We start from the raw sequence: 19,548 nt of genomic DNA, 5'->3' as shown, positions 1-19,548 counted from the left end.
CCCCGTCACTTGACCGACTTGAGACCGACGTTGGCGTAGTCGATCTGCGCCGACCAGACCGGGGCGCCGAACGCGCCGGCCACGTTGGAGCCGACCAGCAGCGGCTTCTTCTGCCAGGTCAGCGGCACCGCCGGGGCCTCGTCCATGATCTTGCCGTCCAGCGCCGACCAGGCCTGGTTGGCGGCGTTGACGTCGGTCAGGCCGGCGATCCGGTCCATCTCGGCGTCCACCGCGGGGTCCTTGAAGCGGGTGACGTTGCCCTGGTTGCCGGCGTCGGTGATGATCCGGCTGTCGAACATCATCGGCAGGAAGGTGGCGGCCGACGGGTAGTCGGGGCACCAGCCGGTCAGCGACAGGCCGGTCTGGGTGTTCTTGTTGCCCATCACCGAGTAGGCCACCGAGGGGTCCACCGCGTTGATGGTGACGTTGATCCCGGCCCGCTTGAGCGAGGCCTGCAGCGACTCGCCGCGCTGCTCCTCGGTGTTGGGCACGGTGAGGGTGGTGGAGAAGCCGCCCGGCTGTCCGCCGGCCTGCAGGTACTGCTTGGCCTTGTCGACGTCGCCGCCGACCGGGATCTTGAAGTGGTCCACCGAGCTGCCGCCGGTCAGCTCGGGCGGCAGGTAGGTGGTGGCGATGTCGGCGAGCGCGGGGCCGCCGGCGGCCGACTGGTAGGCGCCCTTGTCGACGGCGTACTCGACCGCCAGGCGCAGGTTCTGGTTGTCGAACGGCGGCTTGCTGGTGTCCATGTCCAGCATCGCGGTGCAGTTGGAGTTCTCGCTGACCAGTCTCGCCTTGACCGAGGCGTCGGTGACCACGTCGGAGACCTTGGACGGGTCGAGGTCGGCATAGGCGATGGCGTCCTGGTCGGCGCCCTGGTCCGCGATCAGCCGCTCGGCCACGTTGGTGGCGCTCAGCGTCTGGTCCACCACGATCTTGTCGGGGTAGGCCTTGCGCACCGGGTCGGTGGCCGGGTCCCAGTACTGGTTGCGCACCAGCACCAGCTGCTTGCCGCGGTCGTAGCTGTCGATCTTGTACGGCCCCGAGGAGAACGGGTGGTTGGCGTAGTTGGTGCCGGTGTCCTTGGCCTTCGGCACCGGCGCGAAGGTGGGCAGCGTGACGGTGTAGCCGAACTCGGCCACCGGGCGCTTGAGGTGGAAGACGATGGTCCTGGCGTCCGGGGTGTCGATCGCGGTGCTCGGCAGGTCCTGGCCCTTGAGCGGGCCCTGGTAGTCGGCCGGCGCGTCCAGGTAGGTCTTCGCGTAGTCGGGGCCGCCGGGCAGGTCGGGCGAGAAGGAGCGCTCGACGTTGTACTTGATGTCCTGGGCGACGATCGGCGAGCCGTCCTCGTACTTCAGGCCGTCCTTGAGGTGGAAGGTCCAGGTCTTGTCGCCGTCGCTCGGCTCACCGAGGTCGGTGGCCAGGTCCGGCACGATCTGCAGGCCGCCGGCGCCCGGCTCGGCCTTGAAGGTGGTCAGCGTCCGGTAGAGGGTGCGGATGCCGAAGTCCATCTCCGGCTCCACCCAGTTGCGGGTCGGGTCGAGGTCGGAGAAGTCCTGGTCGGCCAGCACGTGCAGGGTGCCGCCCTTGACCGGGGTGCCGCCGATGATGCCGTCGCCCGCCGTGGTCAGGCCCTTCTGGTCCGCGGTGGAGGATCCGGTACTGGAGCAGGCTCCGAGGGCGAGGGTCATGGTCGCCGCGATCGCAGCCGCGAGGGCGACGTGGGTACGCCGGGTCATGTGCTTCTCCGCAAAGGGCTCTGGCGCGCATGTGTGGGTGGCGCGATGGCGGCCGGGGCTGGGGGCTGGCCCGTCCGAGGTGTGACCCGTAACATAGTAATGTGAAATTGCACAGGCAAGGGATCGACCGTCCCGTTACCCAGCTGTGTCCGAACAGACCGTCAACTCCCGCTCACCGCACCGACATCAGCGCAGCTCAGCAGCCCCGCTGACGAGGAGGACCGCATGACCCACCCCATCCCCTCCGCCAACACCGGGAGCCACGACCTCCCCGTCTCCCCCGCCCTCGCCACCTTCATGGGCACCTCCTGGGCCGCCACCCCGCTGCCCGCCACCGACCGGGTGCCCGGCCACCGGGTCATGCCGCACCGCCGCGCCCGGCTCTCCACCCGCTTCCCCGGCGAGCGCCTGGTGGTGCCCGCCGGCCAGCTCAAGGTGCGCAGCAACGACTGCGACTACCGCTTCCGCCCGCACAGCGCCTTCACCTGGCTCACCGGCCTGACCGGCGAGGACCAGGTCGGCAACGTCCTGGTGCTGGAACCGGACGGCACCGCGGGCCACGAACCGGTGCTCTACCTGCGCCCCCGCTCGCCGCGCGACGGGATCAGCGACGAGTTCTACCGGGACCGCCGCTACGGCGAGTTCTGGGTCGGCCGGCGCCCCGACCTGGCCGAGGCCGCGCAGCTCACCGGCGTGCGGGTGGAGCACCTGGACGGGCTGGAGAAGGTGCTGGCCCCGCGCCAGGGCCTGGTGACCCGGGTGCTCGGCGGGGTCGACCCGGTGCTGGACGCGCTGGTCGAGGGCCCGGGCGACGCGCAGTTGGCGAGCGCGCTCGGCGAACTGCGGCTGGTCAAGGACGCCTGGGAGGTCGAGCAGCTCCAGCAGGCCGTCGACCACACCACCCTCGGCTTCGAGGACGTGGTGCGCGCGCTGCCCACCGCGCTGCGCCACCGGCGCGGCGAGCGCTGGCTGGAGGGCGTCTTCAACCTGCGGGCCCGGGCCGAGGGCAACGGCACCGGTTACGAGACCATCGCCGCCTCCGGTGCGCACGCCGACGTGCTGCACTGGATCCGCAACGACGGCGCGCTCCACCCGACGAAGCTGCTGCTGCTGGACGCCGGCGTGGAGACCGACACCCTCTACACCGCCGACATCACCCGCACCCTGCCGATCGGCGGCACCTTCTCCCCGGTGCAGCGCCAGGTCTACGAACTGGTGCTGGCCGCCCAGGAGGCCGGCATCGCCGCGCTGCGCCCCGGCGCCCGCTACCGCGACTTCCACCAGGCCGCGATGCGGGTGATCGCCGAGGGCCTGGTCGACTGGGGCGTGCTGCGGATCTCCGCCGAGGAGGCGCTGCACCCCGACAGCGGCCTCTACCGCCGCTACACCCTCTGCAGCAGCGGCCACATGCTGGGACTGGACGTGCACGACTGCGCCAAGGCCCGCGCCGAGACCTACCTGGACGGGGAGCTGGAGGTCGGGCACGTGCTGACCGTCGAACCGGGGCTCTACCTGCAGCCGGACGACGAGACGCTGCCGCTGGAGCTGCGCGGCATCGGGGTGCGGATCGAGGACGACCTGGTGATCACCGAGGACGGCGCCCGGCTGATGTCGAGCGCGCTGCCGCGCACGGTGGCCGGGATCGAGGAGTGGATGGGGGCGCTGCTCGGGTGACGGGACGGGGCGGCCGGGCCCGATCTCCCGTGCAGGGACGCTGCTCGGGTGACGGGACGGGGCGGCCGCGCCCGATCTCCCGTGCGACGGCCTGACGGAGTGTCACTATCTGGGCGTATCCGGCATGATCTGCCCGGTTTCCCCGAGAGGACCTCCGCATGAGCCGTCGCACGCCCCGCCCCGCCCTGCTCGTGGCCCTGGCGCTCGCCCTCGCCCCGCTCGCCGGCTGCGCGGGCGCCGACGACGGCGGTGGCGGCGACGCGGCAGGGCCGGCGGTCGCCGCGCCCCCGCCGCCGGAGAAGGCCTTCGGCCAGGCCTGCGCCGCGCTGCCGGGCGACGGGCCCGGCAGCCTGGAGGCGATGAGCGGCGTCCCGGTGCTGGCCGCGATCGACCAGGCCAAGGACCTGACCCAGCTGGCCGCGCTGATCAACACGGCCAAGGCCAAGGACATCTTCGACTCGATGGACAACGTCACGGTCTTCGCGCCCAACGACGCGGCGTTCGCCAAGCTGACCGACGACCAGAAGAAGGCGCTGGCCACCCAGCCGGGCGCGGGCGACCTGGTGCGCAAGCTGATCGTGGTCCGCGACCTGCGCAAGGCCGACCTGCAGGACAAGCAGTACACCTCGCTGCAGGGGGCGGTGCTCAAGGCCACCGGCAGCGGTGACGACTACCGGGTCGGCGGCGCGCAGGTGCTGTGCGGCAGCATCAAGACGGCGAACGCGCGGATGGCGGTGCTGGACACGGTGCCGGGCTTCGGGTGACAGGCTGGTCCACGGATCGGGCCACCGTCGTTCGGGTGCTCCTCAGATCACCGACTGGCCGTTCGGGTGCTCCTCAGATCACCGACTGACCGTTCGGGTGCTCCTCAGATCACCGACTGCCAGACCGTCAGCAGGTAGGCGCCGTACCAGCTCCCGGTGAGCAGGGCGGCGCCCGCCAGCGGCCAGGCGGCACGGGGGCGGGCCCGGCCGAGGGCGACGGCGGCGGGCAGCAGGAAGAGCAGCGCGGGGACCAGCAGGCGCGGCTTGCACGAGGAGTAGTTGCTCTGGCCGAGCGCCAGGGCGGTCACCAGCACCCCGTAGAGGGCGAGCGGCGGCCAGGGGCGCTGCGGCAACGCGAGCAGGCAGCCGCCGACCGCGGCGATGGCGAGCAGCGCGATGCTCACGTCCACCCAGGCGGTGCCGCCGGTCAGCTGGTCGGTGACGTAGTCCCAGCTGTGCCTGCCCCAGTCCAACTCGGTTCCCCAGCCGGCGCGTTGGATCCGGAACCAACCGTCGGCGCGGCCGGTGCGCAGGCCCACCCAGAGCAGGTAGCCCGGGGTCGCCAGGCAGGCCGCCGACGCCGCCGCGAACGCTCTGACCTTCTGATGATCGGTCAGGGCGGCGGCGAGCAGCAACGCCAGCCCGACCGCGAGGCCGCTCGGCTTGCTCAGCCCCGCCAGCAGCCCGGCGAACGCCGCCGCGCCCCAGGCCCCGCGGTGCGCCGCGAGCAGCGCGCCGGCCGCGCAGGCCAGGAAGACCGCCTCGCTGTAGCCCATGCCGAGCACCACGGCCATCGGCTGCGCCAGTACCAACAGGACGGCGAAGAGCGCGGTGCGACGGTCGTAGAGCCGGGTGAAGAGCCGGTGCAGCAGGACCGCCGCGAGCGCGCCGGCGGTGCGGGAGACCAGCAGCGCCGAGTCCCCGAAGCTCAGACCGGTCAGCTCGCGGGCCGCCCGGACCAGGACCGGGAAGACCGGGAAGAACGCCAGGTTGCTGCCCAGCCAGTGGCCGCTCGCGTCACGCGGCGCACCCGGGCCCGGGTAGCCGTGCTCGGCCACCTCCAGGAAGAGGTGCCCGTCCCAACTGAGCAGCAGCCGTCCGAGCGACGGCGTGCCGGGCTGGCGGAGCGCAGCCATCAGGGTGAGCTGGAGCGCGCATACCAGGCCATAGACCAGCAGCGGCGGCGCCAGCTCCCAAGCCCAGCGGCGCACGCCGGCCCAGCGGTGCGCCCGGGCGTCCGGCGCGGCCGCCGGCGGCGCGGCGGGCGGCAGCGCCGGGGGCTGGTCGAGGGCGTAGTCGCTCATGCAGGCGACGGTACGTTTCGCCACCGCGGCGCCGGCCTGCGGCGCTGCGGTCCGCCGCCGAGTTGCGCCGAACGGCACCGAGGGCTACGCCGAAAGCGCGGATTCCTCTGCAAAGTCAGATGACACGACGTCAGCTGATCCTTACTTCGGCTTTACCTCGACTACTCCTGTTCGCGCACGCGTGCGTTCGCGTGCCCGTGCGTGTCGTCCGCATGACTTCGCATGCGGACGACACGGTTGGGAGAGGAGACGCCGGATGGCTCCGGTCAGGTCGTTGCTCGGCGGTCGGGTCTCGGCGGCGATGCGCGGGGTGCTCGCGCTGCTCTGCCTGGTGCCGCAGGGCGGGCTGGCGCTCGCCGCGGCTCCGCCGGCCTACGCCCCGCAGGCGCTGCCGGAGCAGCACCGGGCGCAGGTGGCGTGCACGCCGACCGGCAGCTTCACCAACTGCGCCCGGTTCACCTACAGCGGTGGCGACCAGACCTTCACCGTGCCGCCGGGGGTGAGCAACGTCTTCGCACGGCTGTGGGGCGCGGGCGGCGGCGGCTCGCCGAGCGCGTACTACACCGGCCAGTTCGGCGGCGGTGGCGGCGGATACACGACCGGCACCCTTGCGGTGATGCCCGGTCAGACCCTGACCGTCACTTCGGGCCAGGGCGGGCTGATGAACAGCACCAGCTCGACCTACGGCGGCGGCGGCGCCGGCGGCGCGGGCGTGACCACCTCGAACGGATCCAGCGCCACCGGTGCCAGCGGCGGCGGCCTGAGCGCGGTGTGGAACGGGAACTACGGCACCACCCCCCTGCTGATCGCCGGTGGTGCGGGCGGCTCCTCGCCGGGTGGCGACACCCTGTCGCCGGCCGGCGGTGGTGGTGGCGGCACCAACGGCGGCCAGGACAACAACCCCTCGATCTCCGGCCGCGGCGGCACCCAGACAGCCGGAGGGCCCGGCTCCACCGACGCCCGCTGTGGCGCCGGCCGCGCCGGCAGCCAGTACCAGGGTGGTGCAGGGGCGGGCAGCACCGGCTTCGAGGGCGGCGGCGGAGGAGGCGGCGGCTACTACGGCGGCGGGGGCGGATCGTGTCAGCGGAACGGTTTCCCCGAACCGAACGGCATGGGCGGCGGCGGCTCCGGCTACATCGGCGGCACCGGCGTGACCAACGCCCAGACCACCGCCGGCGCCAACAGCAGCGCCAACGGCCGGGGCGGCAACGCGGCCGGGCAGAGTGACCCGCTCTACACCTCCGGCATCGGCAACGGCGGCGGCTACACCAACGGCAACAACGGCGAGGTCACCCTGGAGTGGGTGACCCAGACCGGCCTCTCGATCAAGAAGACCGCAGCCCCGGCCACGTACGTCCCCGGCTCGACCCTCAGCTACACCATCGTGGTCAGCAACGCAGGCCCCGCACCCGCGACCGGCGCGGCGGTCCGCGATGCGCTGCCCTCGCCACTGTCCGCCTTCACCTGGACCTGCGCCGCCGGCAGCACGAGCAGCAGCTGCGGCGCGGCGAGCGGCACCGGCAACCTCAACACCACGGCGACGATCGCGGCGAACGACAACGTCACCTACACGGTCACCGGCACCGTCCCGTCCGGCACCATCGGCACCCTCTCCAACACCGCCACCGTCACCCGGCCCGCGAACACCACCGACCCCAACTGCGGCCCGACCTGCTCCAGCACGGTCAACACCCCGGGGCAGGTCACCACCGGTCTGTCCGTCACCAAGACGCCGGACAAGAACCCGTACGTGCCCGGCCAGCCGCTGACCTACACCATCGTGGTGAAGAACAACGGGCCCTCCGATGCCATCGGCGCCAGTGTCCAGGACACGCTGCCGGCGGCGGTCCAGGGCTTCACCTGGTCCTGCACGGCCTCGACGGGGAGCAGCTGCGGCAGCACCGCCACCGGTACCGGGAACATCAACACGACGGTCAACGTGCTGGCGGGCGGCCAGCTCACCTACACCCTGACCGGCACCGTCCCGTCGGACGCCTCCGGTTCGCTGGACAACCGTGCCACCGTCACCCCGCCCAGCGGCGCCAGCGACCCGATCTGCTCGCCCAACTGCACCAGCACCGCCAACCCCATCCCGCCGGGCAACCAGGCGAACCTGGTGGTCTCCAAGACACTGCTCACCAACCCGGTCGTGCCCGGGCAGCAGATCCAGTGGCAGGTGAACGTCACCAACAACGGGCCCTCCACCGCCCGCAGCGTGGTCGTCACCGACCCCGTCCCGGCCGGCGTCACCAACCCGACCATGACCGCCGCCAACGGGACGGCCTGCCCGATCACGGGCGGCACGGCGACCTGCCCGGCCGTCGACATCCTGGTCAACGGCTCGGCGACCTGGACGCTGACCGGCACGCTCGACCCCAACGCGACGTCGACGCCGGTGAACACCGCCACGGTCACCGGCGGCCCCGACCCGTCCGCCTCGGCCGGCCGCACCGCCGTCGCCACCCCGACCCCGACGCCGGCACCGCAGGCCAACCTGACGGTCTCCAAGACGTTGCTCACCAACCCCGTCGTCCCGGGTCAGCAGATCCAGTGGCAGGTGAAGGTCACCAACAACGGCCCCTCCCGGGCCCGCAACGTCGTCGTCACCGACACCATCCCGGCGGGGGTCACCGCGGCCACCATGAACGCTGACGCCAATGGCACCGCCTGCCCGATCGCCGGTGGCACCGCGACCTGCCCGGCCGTCGAGATCCCGGCCGGCAGCTCCGCCACCTGGACGGTGAGCGGCGCGCTCGACCCCAACGCCACCGCCACGCCCACCAACAATGTCACGGTGACGGGTGGCCCCGACCCGAGCGCCAGCGTCCGGACCGCCGTCGCCACCCCGACCAGCTCGCCGACCCCGCAGGCCAACCTCACCGTCTCCAAGGTGCTGCTGACCGACCCGGTGGTCCCCGGCCAGCAGATCCAGTGGCGCGTCACCGTCACCAACAACGGGCCCAGCCGCGCCCGCAACGTGGTGGTCACCGATCCCGTCCCCACCGGCGTCACCGCAGCCACGATGAAGTCCGACGCCGACGGCACCGCCTGCCCGATCACCGCCGGCACGGCGACCTGCCCGGCGCTGGACATCCCGGTCGGCTCGTCCGCGAGTTGGACGCTGAGCGGGTCGCTCGACCCCAACGCCACCACCACCCCGACCAACACGGCGACCGTCACCGGCGGCCCAGACCCCAGCGCCTCCGTCCGTACCGCAGTCGCCTCACCCACCAGCTCACCGCAGCCGCAGGCGAGCCTCACCGTCACCAAGACCCTGCTGACCGATCCGGTGATCCCCGGCCGGCAGATCCAGTGGCGCGTCATCGTCTTCAACGCCGGCCCCTCCCGGGCCCGCAACGTGGTGGTCGCCGACACCGTCCCCGCCGGCGTCAGCAACCCGAGCATGACGGCGCAGGACGGCACGGTCTGCCCGATCACCGCCGGCATCGCGACCTGCCCGGCCGTCGAGATCCCCGCCGGCCGGAACGCGTCGTGGACGCTGACCGGCACCCTCGACCCCAACGCGACGACCACCCCCACCAACAGCGTCACGGTGACCGGCGGCCCCGACCCGTCCGCCTCGGCCGGGCGCACCGCCGTCGCCACGCCGACCAACTCGCCTGCGCCGCAGGCCAACCTGACCGTTGCCAAGGTGCTGCTGACCAACCCGGTCGTCCCCGGGCAGCAGATCCAGTGGCAGGTCAACGTCACCAACAACGGGCCCTCGCGAGCCCGCAACGTCATCGTCACCGACACCATCCCGGCGGGCGTCAACAGCCCGACGATGACCGCGGCCGACGGCACCTCCTGCCCGATCACCGGCACCACCGCTACCTGCCCCACGGTCGAGATCCCCGCCGGCAGCACAGCCACCTGGACGGTGAGCGGCACCCTCGACCCCAACGCGACGAGCACGCCCACCAACACGGTGACCGTCACCGGCGGCCCCGACCCCAGCGCGTCCGCCCGCACCGCGGTGGCCACCCCCACCAGCTCGCCGACCCCGCAGGCCAGCCTCACCGTCGCCAAGGTCCTGCTCACCAACCCTGTCATCCCCGGCCAGCAGATCCAGTGGCAGGTCAACGTCACCAACAACGGGCCCTCGCGTGCCCGCAACGTCATCGTCACCGACACCATCCCCGCCGGCGTCACCAACCCCACCATGACGGCGGCCGACGGCACCACCTGCCCGATCACCAACGGCATCGCCACCTGCCCGACCATCGAGATCCCCGCGGGCCAGACCCTCACCTGGACCGTGACCGGCACGCTCGGCCCCAACGCCACCACCACGCCCACCAACACGGTGACCGTCACCGGTGGCCCCGACCCGTCTGCCTCGGCTCACACCGCGGTGGCCACCCCCACCAGCTCGCCGATCCCGCAGGCCGGCCTCACCGTCACCAAGACCCTGCTCACCAACCCCGTCGTGCCGGGACAGCAGATCCAGTGGCGGGTCACCGTCACCAACAACGGACCGTCCCGGGCCCGCAACGTCGTCGTCACCGACACCATCCCCGGCGGGGTCACCAACCCGACCATGACCGCGGCTGACGGCACTGCCTGCCCCATCGCCAACGGCACCGCCACCTGCCCCGCCGTCGAGATCCCCGCCGGCAGCGCAGCCACCTGGACAGTGAGCGGCACCCTCGACCCCAACGCGACGACCACCCCCACCAACAACGTCACGGTGACCGGCGGCCCCGACCCCAGCACCACTGCCCACACCGCCGTCGCCTCGCCGACCAACTCGCCCACCCCGCAGGCCAGCCTGAGTATCTCCAAGGTCCTCCTCACCAACCCCGTCGTGCCGGGGCAGCAGATCCAGTGGCAAGTGACCGTCACCAACAACGGACCGTCCCGCGCTCGCAACGTCATCGTCACCGACACCATCCCCGCCGGGGTCACTAACCCGACCATGACCGCGGCCGACGGCACCACCTGCCCCATCACCAACAACACCGCCACCTGCCCCGCCGTCGAAATCCCCGCCGGCAGCTCCACCACCTGGACCGTCACCGGCACCCTCGACCCCAACGCCACCACCACACCCACCAACACCGCGACCGTCACCGGCGGCCCCGACCCCAGCACCTCGGCTCACACCGCCATCGCGTCGCCCACCAACTCCCCCACCCCACAAGCCAACCTCACCATCGCCAAGACCCTGCTCACCAACCCCGTCATCCCCGGCCAGCAGATCCAGTGGCAAGTCAGCGTCACCAACAACGGACCCAGCCGCGCCCGCAACGTCATCGTCACCGACACCATCCCCGCCGGCGTCACCAACCCCACGATGACCGCCTCCGACGGAACCGCCTGCCCCATCACTACTGATACCGCGACCTGCCCCGAAGTCGAAGTCCCCGCCGGACAAACCCTCACCTGGACCCTCACCGCCACCCTCGACCCCAACGCCACCACCACACCCACCAACACGGCGACCGTCACCGGCGGCCCCGACCCCTCCGCCTCCGCCCACACCGCCGTCGCGTCGCCCACCAACTCCCCCACCTCGCAGGCCAACCTCACGGTCTCCAAGGTGCTCCTCACCGACCCGGTCATCCCCGGCCAGCAGATCCAGTGGCGCGTCACCGTCACCAACAACGGGCCGTCCCGCGCCCGCAACGTCGTCGTCACCGATCCGATCCCGGACGGCGTCAGCAACGTGTCGATGACCTCCGACGCCGACGGCACCCTCTGCCCGATCACCAACCGCGTCGCGCAGTGCCCGGCCGTCGACGTCCCCGCCGGCCAGTCGGCGAGCTGGACGTACACCGGCACACTGTCATCCGCCGCCACCACCACCCCGGTCAACACCGCCACCGTCACCGGCGGCCCCGACCCGAGCACCAGCGTCCACACCGCCGTCGCCACGCCGACCAGTTCCCCGGTCCCGCAGGCGAACCTGACCATCTCCAAGGTGCTGCTCACCAACCCGGTGGTGGCCGGCCAGGCCATCGCCTGGCGGGTGACCGTCACCAACAACGGGCCTTCCCTGGCCCGCAACGTCGTCGTCACCGACCAGCTTCCGGACACCCTGCGGGCCGCCAAGATGAGCGCCGACGACTCCGGCGAGGCCTGCACCGTCACCGGTACGACCGCCGTCTGCCCGACCACCACGATCGCCCAGGGCGACTCGAAGTCCTACACCGTCAGCGGCGTGCTCTCCAGCGAAGCGACCGCCGTACCGACCAACACCGCCACCGTGACCGGCGGCCCCGACCCGAGCACGAGCGCCCGCACCGCGGTCGCCAGCCCGACCGTGCCGATCGGCTACCGGGCCAACCTGACCGTCACCAAGATCCTGCTCACCGATCCGGTCGTCCCCGGCCAGCAGATCAGCTGGCGGATCGCGGTCACCAACAACGGCCCGAGCCGCGCCCGCAACGTCGTCGTCACCGACCACATCCCGCCGGACACCACCAACATCGCCATGGTCTCCGACACCGACGGAACCCCGTGTCCGGCCACCGGCAGCGACCTGGTCTGCCCGGCCGTCGAGATCCCCGCCGGCCAGACCCTCAGCTGGACCGTCACCGGCACCCTCAGCCCCGACGCGCAGCAGACCCCGGTCAACACCGCCACCGTCACCGGCGGCGACCCCAGTGCCAGCCCGGTTCAGGTCTCCGCCCAGGCGTCCGTACCGCCGGTCGGCAAGGCCGAGGTCACCATCGCCAAGAGCCTGGTCACCGACCCGGTCATCCCAGGCCAGCAGATCAGCTGGCGAATCACCGTCACCAACAACGGCCCGTCCACCGCCCGCGGCATCGACCTGAAGGACCAGGTCCCCGACAGCGTCACCGGCGCCACCATCGCCTCCGACGCGGCCGGAGTACCCTGCCGGATCACGGGCGGCGTCGCCGAGTGCTTCCCCTTCGACCTGGCGGTCGGCGCCACCGACACCTTCACCCTCTCCGGCACGCTGGCCCAGAACGCCACCGTCACCCCGACCAACACCGCCGTCCTGGTCAACAACGACGACCCCAGCCAGCAGACCAGGACCGCCGTCGCCCAGGGCACCGCGACGCCGTCGCCCCAGGCCAACCTGACCATCTCCAAGACGCTGCTCACCGACCCCGTGGTCCCCGGTCAGCGGATCCAGTGGCAGGTGACCGTCACCAACAACGGCCCGAGCCGCGCCCGCAACGTCGTCGTCAGCGATCAGGTCCCCGCCCAGGTGCAGAACCCGTTCATGGTCTCGACCAGCGACGGCACCGCCTGCCCGATCGCCGGCGGCACCGCCAGCTGCCCCGCGGTCGAGCTGCCGGTGGGCGGTTCGATCAGCTACACCCTCGGCGGCACGCTCGACCCCAACGCCACCACCACACCCACCAACACCGCCACGGTCACCGGTGGCCCCGACCCCAGCGCCAGCGTTCGCACCGCCGTCGCCACCCCCACCAGCTCGCCGGTGCCACAGGCCGCCCTCACCGTCGCCAAGACGCTGCTGACCAACCCGGTCATCCCTGGCCAGCAGATCCAGTGGCAGGTCAGCGTCACCAACAACGGACCGTCCCGCGCCCGCAACGTCATCGTCACCGACACCATCCCCACCGGCGTCAACAACCCCAGCATGACCGCCGCCGACGGCACCAACTGCCCCATCACGGGCAACACCGCCACCTGCCCAGCCGTCGAAATCCCCGCCGGCAGCTCCACCATCTGGACCCTCACCGCCACCCTCGACCCCAACGCCACCACCACACCCACCAACACGGCAACCGTCACCGGCGGCCCCGATCCCTCCACCTCCGCCCACACCGCCGTCGCGTCGCCGACCAACTCCCCTTCCCCGCAGGCCGGCCTGAGCATCTCCAAGGTCCTCCTCACCAACCCCGTCGTCCCCGGCCAGCAGATCCAGTGGCAGGTGACCGTCACCAACAACGGACCCTCCCGCGCCCGCAACGTCATCGTCACCGACCCCATCCCCACCGGCGTCAACAACCCCAGCATGACCGCAGCTGACGGCACCAACTGCCCCATCACGGGCAACACCGCCACCTGCCCCGCCATCGAGATCCCCACCGGCCAGACCGCCACCTGGACCGTCACCGGCACCCTCGACCCCAACGCCACCACCACACCCACCAACACCGCTACCGTCACCGGCGGACCCGACCCGTCCGCCTCCGCCCACACCGCCGTCGCCAGCCCCACCGGTTCGCCCGTCCTCCAGGCCAACCTCACCGTCGCCAAGACCCTGTTGACCAACCCGGTCATCCCGGGTCAACAGATTCAGTGGCAGGTGACCGTCACGAACAACGGCCCCGGCCGCGCCCGCAACGTCATCGTCACCGACCAGGTCCCCGCAGGCGTCACCGCCCCGACGATGACCGCGGCCGACGGCACCAACTGCCCCATCACCGGTAGCACCACCACCTGCCCCGCCGTCGAGATCCCCGCCGGCCAGACCGCCATCTGGACCCTCACGGGCACCCTCGACCCCAACGCAACGACCACACCCACCAACACCGCTACCGTCACCGGCGGCCCAGACCCGAGCACCAGCGTCCACACCGCCGTCGCCTCGCCGACCAACTCCCCGATGCCGCAGGCAGGCCTCACGGTCGCCAAGACCCTGCTCACCGACCCGGTCATCCCCGGTCAGCAGATCCAGTGGCAGGTGACCGTCACCAACAACGGTCCCTCCCGCGCCCGCAACGTCATCGTCACGGACCAGATCCCCTCCGGGGTCAATAACCCGATCATGACCGCGGCTGACGGCACCAACTGCCCCATCACGGGCAACACCGCCACCTGCCCCGCCATCGAGATCCCCGCGGGCCAGACCGCCACCTGGACCGTCACCGGCACCCTCGACCCCAACGCGACAACCACCCCGACCAACACTGTCACCGTGACCGGCGGCCCAGACCCCTCCGCCTCTGTTCACACCGCCGTGGCGTCGCCGACCAGCTCCCCCACCCCGCAGGCCGGACTCACCGTCGCCAAGGTCCTGCTCACCAACCCCGTCACCCCGGGCCAGCAGATCCAGTGGCAAGTCAGCGTCACCAACAACGGTCCCTCCCGCGCCCGCAACGTCATCGTCACCGACACCATCCCCACCGGCGTCAACAACCCCAGCATGACCGCCGCCGACGGAACCAACTGCCCGATCACCGGTAGCACCGCCACCTGCCCCGCCATCGAGATCCCCACCGGCCAGACCGCCATCTGGACCCTCACGGGCACCCTCGACCCCAACGCAACGACCACACCCACCAACACCGCTACCGTCACCGGCGGCCCAGACCCCAGCGCTTCGGCTCACACCGCCATCGCCTCACCAGCCAGTTCCCCCACCTCGCAGGCCAACCTCACCGTCGCCAAGGTGCTCCTCACCAACCCCGTCGTCCCCGGCCAGCAGATCCAGTGGCAGGTGACCGTCACGAACAACGGTCCCTCCCGCGCCCGCAACGTCATCGTCACCGACACCATCCCCACCGGCGTCAACAACCCCAGCATGACCGCCGCCGACGGAACCAACTGCCCCATCACCAACGGCACCGCCACCTGCCCCGCCATCGAGATCCCCGCGGGCCAGACCGCCACCTGGACCGTCACCGGCACCCTCGACCCCAACGCCACCACCACCCCCACCAACACCGCAACCGTCACCGGCGGCCCCGACCCCAGCGCCAGTGTCCGCACCGCCGCCGCCTCGCCCACCAGCTCGCCGGTGCCACAGGCCGCCCTCACCGTCGCCAAGACCCTGCTGACCAACCCGGTGATCCCTGGCCAGCAGATCCAGTGGCAGGTCAGCGTCACCAACAACGGGCCGTCCCGCGCTCGCAACGTCGTTGTCACCGACACCATCCCGACCGGCGTCAACAACCCCAGCATGACCGCGGCTGACGGCACCAACTGCCCCATCACGGGCAACACCGCCACCTGCCCCGCCATCGAAATCCCCGCGGGCCAGACCGCCACCTGGACCGTCACCGGCACCCTCGACCCCAACGCCACCACCACCCCCACCAACACCGCAACCGTCACCGGCGGCCCAGACCCCAGCGCCAGTGTCCGCACCGCCGCCGCCTCGCCCACCAGCTCGCCGGTGCCACAGGCCGCCCTCACCGTCGCCAAGACCCTGCTGACCAACCCGGTGATCCCTGGCCAGCAGATCCAGTGGCAGGTCAGCGTCACCAACAACGGGCCGTCCCGCGCTCGCAACGTCGTTGTCACCGACACCATCCCGACCGGCGTCAACAACCCCAGCATGACCGCGGCTGACGGCACCACCTGCCCCATCACCAACGGCACCGCCACCTGCCCCGCCATCGAAATCCCCGCGGGCCAGACCGCCACCTGGACCGTCACCGGCACCCTCGACCCCAACGCCACCACCACGCCCACCAACACCGCAACCGTGACCGGCGGCCCAGACCCCTCCGCCTCTGTTCACACCGCCGTGGCGTCGCCGACCAGCTCCCCCACCCCGCAGGCCGGACTCACCGTCTCCAAGGTCCTGTTGACCAGCCCGGTCGTCCCCGGCCAGCAGATCCAGTGGCAAGTGACCGTCACCAACAACGGGCCGTCCCGCGCCCGCAACGTCGTTGTCACCGACACCATCCCCGCCGGCGTCAACAACCCGACCATGACCTCCGCCGACGGCACCACCTGCCCCATCACCAACGGCACCGCCACCTGCCCCGCCATCGAAATCCCCGCGGGCCAGACCGCCACCTGGACCGTCACCGGCACCCTCGACCCCAACGCCACCACCACACCCACCAACACCGCGACCGTCACCGGCGGCCCAGACCCCTCCGCCTCTGTTCACACCGCCGTGGCGTCGCCGACCAGCTCCCCCACCCCGCAGGCCGGACTCACCGTCGCCAAGGTGCTCCTCACCGACCCGGTGATCCCCGGCCAGCAGATCCAGTGGCAAGTGACCGTCACCAACAACGGGCCGTCCCGCGCCCGCAACGTCGTCGTCAGCGACCAAATCCCCGCCGGCGTCAACAACCCGACCATGACCGCGGCCGACGGCACCACCTGCCCCATCACCAACGGCACCGCCACCTGCCCCGCCGTCGAAATCCCCGCGGGCCAGACCGCCACCTGGACCGTCACCGGCACCCTCGACCCCAACGCGACAACCACCCCGACCAACGACGTCACAGTGACTGGCGGCCCCGACCCCTCCACCTCCGCCCACACCGCCATCGCATCGCCCACCAACTCCCCCACCCCGCAAGCCAACCTCACCATCGCCAAGACCCTGCTCACCAACCCCGTCACCCCGGGCCAGCAGATCCAGTGGCAAGTGACCGTCACCAACAACGGCCCCTCCCGGGCCCGCAACGTCATCGTCACCGACCAAATCCCCACCGGCGTCAACAACCCGACCATGACCTCCGCCGACGGCACCACCTGCCCCATCACCAACGGCACCGCCACCTGCCCCGCCATCGAAATCCCCGCGGGCCAGACCGCCACCTGGACCCTGACCGGCACCCTCGACCCCAACGCCACCACCACACCCACCAACACCGCGACCGTCACCGGCGGCCCAGACCCGAGCACCAGCGCCCACACCGCCATCGCATCGCCCACCAGCTCCCCCACCCCGCAGGCAGGGCTGAGCATCTCCAAGGTCCTGCTCACCAACCCCGTCACCCCGGGCCAGCAGATCCAGTGGCAAGTGACCGTCACCAACAACGGCCCCTCCCGCGCCCGCAACGTCATCGTCACCGACACCATCCCCACCACCGTCACCAACCCCACCATGACCGCCCCCGACGGCACCACCTGCCCCATCACCAACGGCACCGCCACCTGCCCCGCCATCGAAATCCCCACCGGCCAAACCGCCACCTGGACCGTCACCGGCACCCTCGACCCCAACGCCACCACCACACCCACCAACATCGCCACCGTCACCGGCGGCCCCGACCCCTCGGCCTCCGCGCACACCGCGACCGCGCAGGCCTCGGCATCGACGCAGTCGAAGGCGAGCCTGACCGTCTCGAAGGTGCTGCTCACCGACCCGGTGGTGCCCGGGCAGCCGATCTCCTGGCGGATCAGCGTCACCAACAACGGCCCCTCCCGCGCCCGCAACGTCGTCGTCACCGACCCCATCCCCACCACCGTCACCAACCCCACCATGACCGCCCCCGACGGCAGCACCTGCCCCATCACCAACAACACCGCCACCTGCCCGCCGATCGAGATCGCGACCGGTGACACGGTGACCTTCACGCTGACCGGCACCCTGGCCCCGGACGCAACCGCCGTACCGGGCAACACGGCGGTCGTCACCGGCGGCCCGGACCCGAGCGTCAGTGCCCACACCGCCGTCGCCAGCCCGACCAACTCCCCCACACCGCAGGCAAACCTGACCCTCGCCAAGGTCCTGGTCACCGACCCGGTGATCCCCGGTCAGCAGATCCAGTGGCGCATCACCGTCACCAACAACGGACCCTCCCGCGCCCGCAACGTCATCGTCACCGACCCCATCCCCACCACCGTCACCAACCCCACCATGACCGCCGACGCGGACGGCACCACCTGCCCCATCACCAACAACACCGCCAGCTGCCCGGCCATCGAGCTCGCGGCCGGCCAGTCCTACGGCTACACCGTGACCGGCACCCTCGACCCCAACGCCACCACCACCCCCACCAACACCGCAACCGTCACCGGCGGCCCCGACCCCTCCACCTCCGCCCACACCGCAGTCGCCACCCCGACCAACTCGCCTGCCCCGCAGGCCAACCTCACCGTCTCCAAGGTCCTCCTCACCAACCCCGTCGTCCCCGGTCAGCAGATCCAGTGGCGCATCACCGTCACCAACAACGGACCCTCCCGCGCCCGCGACGTCATCGTCACCGACCCCATCCCCACCGGCGTCACCAACCCCACCATGACCGCCCCCGACGGCACCGCCTGTCCCATCACTAGTGATACCGCGACCTGCCCCGCCTTCGAAGTCCCCGCCGGAGAAACCCTCGCCTGGACCCTGACCGGCACCCTCGACCCGGCCGCCACGCTCACCCCCACCAACACCGCCACCGTCACCGGCGGCCCCGACCCCTCCACCTCCGCCCACACCGCAGTCGCCACCCCCACCGCCCCGCCGGAGCGGCAGGCCAACCTGGGGATCAGCAAGGTCCTGCTGACCAGCCCGGTGGTCGCCGGGCAGCCGATCGCCTGGCGGGTCAACGTCACCAACTACGGTCCCTCGCTGGCCCGTGACGTGGTGGTCACCGACCAGGTCCCGGCCGGCGTCGACAACCCGGCCATGACCGCCGACGCCGACGGCACCAGCTGCCCGATCGCCGACGGCCTCGCCACCTGCCCGGCCATCGAACTGGCGCCCGGCCGGACCGCGAGCTGGACCCTCAGCGGCACCCTCGACCCGAACGCCACCGAGGTCCCGACCAACACGGCCGTGGTCACCGGCGGTCCCGACCCGAGCGCCAGCGCCCACACCGCGGTGGCCACCCCGACCGAGCCGATCACCGTCCGGCACGACCTGCGCGTGGCCAAGCAGGCCGCTCCGGCCGACCCCAAGCCCGGCGACAAGGTCACCTACACCGTCACGGCGACCAACCTCGCCACCGGCACCTACCACGGCGCCGTGATCACCGACGACCTGTCCGGCGTCCTGGACGCCGCCGGCTACAACGACGACGCGACCGCCACCGCCGGCCTGGCCTCCTACACCGCACCGCGGCTGACCTGGACGCTGGACCTCCAGCCCGGCGCCACCCAGACGCTGACCTACACCGTCACCGTCAAGCCGGACGCCGGCGGCAGGACGCTCACCAACCTGGTGACCGCCGACGGCAGCAACTGCACCGGCCAGGCGACCGGCGCCGGCGACCCCTGCACCACCACCACGAACGTCACCCCCACCCCCGTCACCCCGACCCCGTCACCCAGCCGGAGCGGCGGGCCGCTCCCCAAGACCGGGTCGCCGAACACCGCCCTCGCCACCCTGATCGCGGCCGTCCTGCTCGCCGCCGGGGCCGGGCTGGTGGTGCTGCGCCGGAGCCGCCGCTGACCCCGTCGACCCGACGCTCCGCCGGCTACGGCGAACGGGCGGATCCGCACCGGCAC

General features: G+C 71.8%; 5 protein-coding genes. 3 read left to right on the top strand and 2 right to left on the bottom strand.

Features of this window, described 5'->3' with window-relative positions; translation table 11 throughout:
* Positions 1 to 5: 5 nt before the first annotated feature.
* The gene (locus ACQRUO_RS09940) at positions 6 to 1,736 is read right to left on the bottom strand and encodes an ABC transporter substrate-binding protein (protein WP_428315406.1); all 1,731 of its coding nucleotides are present in this window, start codon (positions 1,734 to 1,736) and stop codon (positions 6 to 8) included.
* Positions 1,737 to 1,961: 225 nt separating this feature from the next.
* Here ACQRUO_RS09940 and ACQRUO_RS09935 point away from each other — a divergent pair, with 225 nt between their 5' ends.
* Positions 1,962 to 3,410 carry an aminopeptidase P family protein gene (locus ACQRUO_RS09935; RefSeq protein WP_428315405.1) on the top strand — a complete coding sequence of 483 codons (1,449 nt, stop codon included), beginning with the start codon at positions 1,962 to 1,964 and terminating at the stop codon, positions 3,408 to 3,410.
* 158 nt (positions 3,411 to 3,568) lie between these two features.
* Positions 3,569 to 4,174 (top strand): fasciclin domain-containing protein, encoded by a 606-nt coding sequence (locus ACQRUO_RS09930; protein WP_428315404.1) that lies wholly within the window; start codon positions 3,569 to 3,571, stop codon positions 4,172 to 4,174.
* 104 nt (positions 4,175 to 4,278) lie between these two features.
* On the opposite strand, the gene ACQRUO_RS09925 is transcribed toward ACQRUO_RS09930, so the two are convergent.
* Positions 4,279 to 5,478, bottom strand: a complete 1,200-nt coding sequence (locus ACQRUO_RS09925; RefSeq protein ID WP_428315403.1) for a glycosyltransferase family 39 protein — start codon at positions 5,476 to 5,478, stop codon at positions 4,279 to 4,281.
* 256 nt (positions 5,479 to 5,734) lie between these two features.
* Here ACQRUO_RS09925 and ACQRUO_RS09920 point away from each other — a divergent pair, with 256 nt between their 5' ends.
* Positions 5,735 to 19,492, top strand: a complete 13,758-nt coding sequence (locus ACQRUO_RS09920) for an LPXTG cell wall anchor domain-containing protein (protein WP_428315402.1) — start codon at positions 5,735 to 5,737, stop codon at positions 19,490 to 19,492.
* The last annotated feature ends 56 nt before the right edge of the window (positions 19,493 to 19,548 follow it).

The organism is Kitasatospora sp. LaBMicrA B282, assembly GCF_050325825.1.
Taxonomy (GTDB): Bacteria; Actinomycetota; Actinomycetes; order Streptomycetales; family Streptomycetaceae; genus Kitasatospora.
Note: the sequence above shows the minus strand (reverse complement) of the source record. Positions and strands in the feature narration are given on the sequence as shown.

Bases quoted from the DNA above. Each gene is read 5' to 3' on its own strand.
- ACQRUO_RS09935 (WP_428315405.1), top strand. From the start codon at position 1,962: ATGACCCACCCCATCCCCTCCGCCAACACCGGGAGCCACGACCTCCCC.
- ACQRUO_RS09940 (WP_428315406.1), bottom strand. From the start codon at position 1,736: ATGACCCGGCGTACCCACGTCGCCCTCGCGGCTGCGATCGCGGCGACC.
- ACQRUO_RS09930 (WP_428315404.1), top strand. From the start codon at position 3,569: ATGAGCCGTCGCACGCCCCGCCCCGCCCTGCTCGTGGCCCTGGCGCTC.
- ACQRUO_RS09925 (WP_428315403.1), bottom strand. From the start codon at position 5,478: ATGAGCGACTACGCCCTCGACCAGCCCCCGGCGCTGCCGCCCGCCGCG.
- ACQRUO_RS09920 (WP_428315402.1), top strand. From the start codon at position 5,735: ATGGCTCCGGTCAGGTCGTTGCTCGGCGGTCGGGTCTCGGCGGCGATG.